Source organism: Streptomyces sp. CAI-85 (assembly GCF_013363615.1).
Classification (GTDB): domain Bacteria; phylum Actinomycetota; class Actinomycetes; order Streptomycetales; family Streptomycetaceae; genus Streptomyces; species Streptomyces antibioticus_B.
In genome coordinates, this window is the sequence record NZ_JAANNX010000138.1 from 1 (window position 1) to 3,989 (window position 3,989).

General features: G+C 67.9%; 4 protein-coding genes. 3 read left to right on the forward strand and 1 reads right to left on the reverse strand.

Features of this window, described 5'->3' with window-relative positions:
* Positions 1-506: tRNA (adenine-N1)-methyltransferase (locus G6W55_RS37030; RefSeq protein ID WP_375372509.1), on the forward strand; the 506-nt coding region annotated here is incomplete at its 5' end.
* A 243-nt stretch (positions 507-749) separates the two neighbouring features.
* Complete coding sequence (locus G6W55_RS37035; protein WP_175524989.1) at positions 750-1,331, forward strand: hypothetical protein; 582 nt, start codon at positions 750-752, stop codon at positions 1,329-1,331.
* A gap of 58 nt (positions 1,332-1,389) precedes the next feature.
* Here G6W55_RS37035 and G6W55_RS37040 read toward each other — a convergent pair whose 3' ends face one another.
* Positions 1,390-1,695, reverse strand: coding sequence for a ferredoxin (locus G6W55_RS37040; RefSeq protein WP_175524990.1), 306 nt, complete (start codon positions 1,693-1,695; stop codon positions 1,390-1,392).
* Between the two features lie 253 nt (positions 1,696-1,948).
* On the opposite strand from G6W55_RS37040, the gene arc reads away from it, so the two are divergent.
* The gene (gene arc / locus G6W55_RS37045; RefSeq protein WP_030795489.1) at positions 1,949-3,715 is read left to right on the forward strand and encodes a proteasome ATPase; all 1,767 of its coding nucleotides are present in this window, start codon (positions 1,949-1,951) and stop codon (positions 3,713-3,715) included.
* The last annotated feature ends 274 nt before the right edge of the window (positions 3,716-3,989 follow it).

Sequence of the window (3,989 nt, forward strand, 5' to 3'; positions counted from 1 at the left end):
TGCTGCACTCCTACGAGCGCCGCGAGGACTTCGCCGAGATCGCCCAGCAGAACGTGGAGCGCTACTTCGGCGGCCCGCACCCCGCCTGGCAGCTCACCGTCGGCGACCTCCAGGACAACCTCAGCGACACCGACGTCGACCGCGTCATCCTCGACATGCTCGCCCCCTGGGAATGCCTGGAGGCCGTCTCCAAGGCGCTCGTCCCCGGCGGCATCCTGTGCTGCTACGTCGCCACCACCACCCAGCTCGCCCGGACCGTCGAGTCCATCCGCGAGATCGGCAGCTTCAACGAGCCGACCGCCTGGGAGACGATGATCCGCAACTGGCACATCGAGGGCCTGGCCGTCCGCCCCGACCACCGCATGATCGGCCACACCGGCTTCCTCCTCACCGCCCGCCGCCTCGCGGACGGCGTCGAACCGCCCATGCGCCGCCGCCGCCCCGCCAAGGGCGCCTACGGCGAGGACTACGCCGGCCCCAACGCCGACGGCGGCACCGGCCGCTGACCCGGCCCGCACCCCCTCCAACGACAGGGCGCCGTGCCCGAGTTCCCCGCACCACCCGGGAACTCGGGCACGGCGCCCTCACGTTCACCCCAGCCACCCGCTCACCCGCACGAACCGACCGGACTCACCCCCGGCACACCCGTCCGAAATCCCGCACCCCCGCCGTTCCGCCGCCCTGTGACGTATGGCACGATGCTGGCCACTCCACCCCCACCGGCACAGCCACCCCAGGAGACGCTCCTAGTGCAGCAGTCCGCCGTACCGGAACTGGCCCACAGCCACACCCGGCCCATCCACTGGGTCGCCACCGCCACCGCCGTGGCGGGCGTCGTCGTCCTCTCCTCGCTCCTCCAGCCGAGACCGGCCACCGCCGCCCAGCCCGGCACCGCGGCCGGCACCCCCGACGACCGGCCGACAGCCACCGCCCCCGCCACCACCGGGATCGACTTCCCCCTCGACTGCGGCCCCGTCGACGAACTCGTCGTCCACCGGGCGAGCGGCGACCTCGACGGCGACGGCAGACCCGAAACCGTCGCCGCCGTCCACTGCGACGCCCCCATGGGCACCCCGCCCGACGGCGTCTACGTCCTCACCCAGGGCCCCACCCAGACCCACGCGCGCGTGGTCGCCACCCTCGTCGACCCCAAGGACCGCACCACCGTCACGAGTCTCACCGTCACCGACGGTGCCGTGCACGCGACGCTCCTCGGCTACTCCACGGCGGACGTGCCCAGTTGCTGCCCCGACCTCAAGGACACCGCCAAGTGGCAGTGGAAGGACAGCGTGTTCGTCCGCTCGACACCCGCAGGCGCCCGCAGCGCCTGAAACAGGCCACCCACGGTTGTGAGAAATCAGACAACCGTCACGAGGCGTACCCGCACGCTCACTCCGCGTCCGGGCCGTACACCTCGACCCTGTCCGAAACCCGACGCACATGGATACAGTCACCCGGACACTCCCGCGCCGAATCCACCACGTCCGTCAGCAGCGGCAACGGCACCGGAGCCGTCGCCCCCTTGTCCTGAAGCAGCGCGTCCTGCGGGCTCTTCACATACGCCAGCCCGTCGATGTCCAGCTCGAACACCTCGGGCGCGTACTGCGCGCAGATCCCGTCACCGGTACAGAGATCCTGGTCGATCCAGACCTCCAGCGCCTCACCGCCGGCCCCGGCCTCCTGCTGCACGCCCATGTCTCCTGCCGATAGTTGCCGATAGTTGCCGAGCCGCACGGGAACGATGCAGGCTCTGACGGGTGTTGAACACTTCGACCCTACCCCCGGCCGCTTTCCAATCATGTTCGGTGGGTATTCCCCTGGCGTGAGGGAGAGCGCAAGGGTGAAGATCGGACACACCCCTACAGTCTTTGTGATCTAGGGGTTTCAATCGACACCCACCCAGGTAGGGTCTGGAAGCGTCCAGCTCCCCTTGGAGGAGGTGAGGACCGTGGCAGCCCACGACGACGACATGAACCGCGGCATCCGCCCGGGACGAGGGTCCGACGACCCCGCCGGGCAGATTGCCTACCTTGAGCAGGAGATCGCCGTCCTGCGACGCAAGCTCGCCGACTCTCCGCGGCACACGAGGATTCTCGAAGAGCGGATCGTCGAGCTACAGACCAACCTGGCCGGCGTGTCCGCCCAGAACGAACGACTCGCGAACACGCTCCGTGAGGCCCGCGACCAGATCGTGGCCCTCAAGGAAGAAGTCGACCGGCTCGCCCAGCCGCCGGCCGGCTTCGGTGTCTTCCTCACGGCGAACGAGGACGGCACGGCCGACATCTTCACCGGAGGCCGCAAACTCCGCGTGAACGTCAGCCCCGGCGTCGAGCTCGAAGAGCTACGACGCGGCCAGGAAGTGATGCTCAACGAAGCGCTCAACGTGGTCGAGGCCATGGAGTACGAGCGGGTCGGGGACATCGTCACCCTCAAGGAGATCCTCGAGGACGGCGAGCGCGCCCTGGTCGTCGGGCACACCGACGAGGAACGGGTGGTCAGGCTCGCCGAGCCGCTGCTGGACGTCACCATCCGCCCCGGCGACGCCCTCCTGCTCGAACCCCGCTCCGGGTACGTCTACGAGATCGTCCCCAAGAGCGAGGTCGAGGAACTCGTCCTCGAAGAAGTCCCGGACATCGGCTACGAACAGATCGGCGGCCTCGGCGGCCAGATCGAAGCCATCCGCGACGCCGTCGAGCTCCCCTACCTCTACCCCGACCTGTTCAAGGAGCACGAACTGCGGCCGCCCAAGGGCGTCCTGCTGTACGGGCCCCCCGGCTGCGGCAAGACACTCATCGCCAAGGCCGTCGCCAACTCGCTGGCCAAAAAGGTCGCCGAAGTCACCGGCCAGGCCCAGGGCAAGAGCTTCTTCCTCAACATCAAGGGCCCCGAGCTCCTCAACAAATACGTCGGCGAGACCGAACGCCAGATCCGCCTCGTCTTCCAGCGAGCCCGCGAAAAGGCCAGCGAGGGCACCCCCGTCATCGTCTTCTTCGACGAGATGGAATCCCTCTTCCGCACCCGCGGCTCCGGCGTCAGCTCGGACGTGGAGAACACCATCGTCCCCCAGCTCCTCGCCGAGATCGACGGCGTCGAGGGCCTCCAGAACGTGGTCGTCATCGGCGCCTCCAACCGCGAGGACATGATCGACCCCGCCATCCTGCGCCCCGGCCGCCTCGACGTGAAGATCAAGATCGAGCGCCCGGACGCCGAAGCGGCCAAGGACATCTTCGGCAAGTACCTCACCGAACGCCTCCCGCTCCACTCCGACGACCTCGGCGAACACGGCGACGACAAGACCACCACCGTCCAGAGCATGATCCAGACGGCCGTGGAACACATGTACGCCGAATCCGAGGAGAACCGCTTCCTGGAAGTCACCTACGCCAACGGCGACAAGGAAGTCCTCTACTTCAAGGACTTCAACTCCGGCGCCATGATCGAAAACATCGTGGGCCGCGCCAAGAAAATGGCGATCAAGGACTTCCTCGAAAAGAACCAGAAGGGCCTCCGGGTCTCCCACCTCCTCCAGGCATGCGTGGACGAGTTCAAGGAGAACGAGGACCTCCCCAACACCACCAACCCCGACGACTGGGCCCGCATCTCCGGAAAGAAGGGCGAACGGATCGTCTACATCCGCACCCTCATCACCGGAAAGCAGGGCGCCGACACCGGCCGCTCCATCGACACGGTGGCGAACACCGGACAGTACCTGTAAAAACCAGGGGCGGCTGCGGATGCCCACACCGGGCACCCGCAGCCGCCCGCTTTTCAGGCCACCGCTGGACCAAGGCAATGACGCAAATGATCTCCCCACCAGCGCAGAGGCGTTCTAGGCTCTTCCGTACCGCCGGGTCGCCAGTCGCGGGGACGGGCACCGCACACGCACCGGAGCACCACCGGTATCTGAGCGGCGCCCACGACCGAGGGTGCCGCCGGGCAAGGAGGGCCGCATGACCGTACGGCGAGTAATGGGCATCGAGACGGAGTAC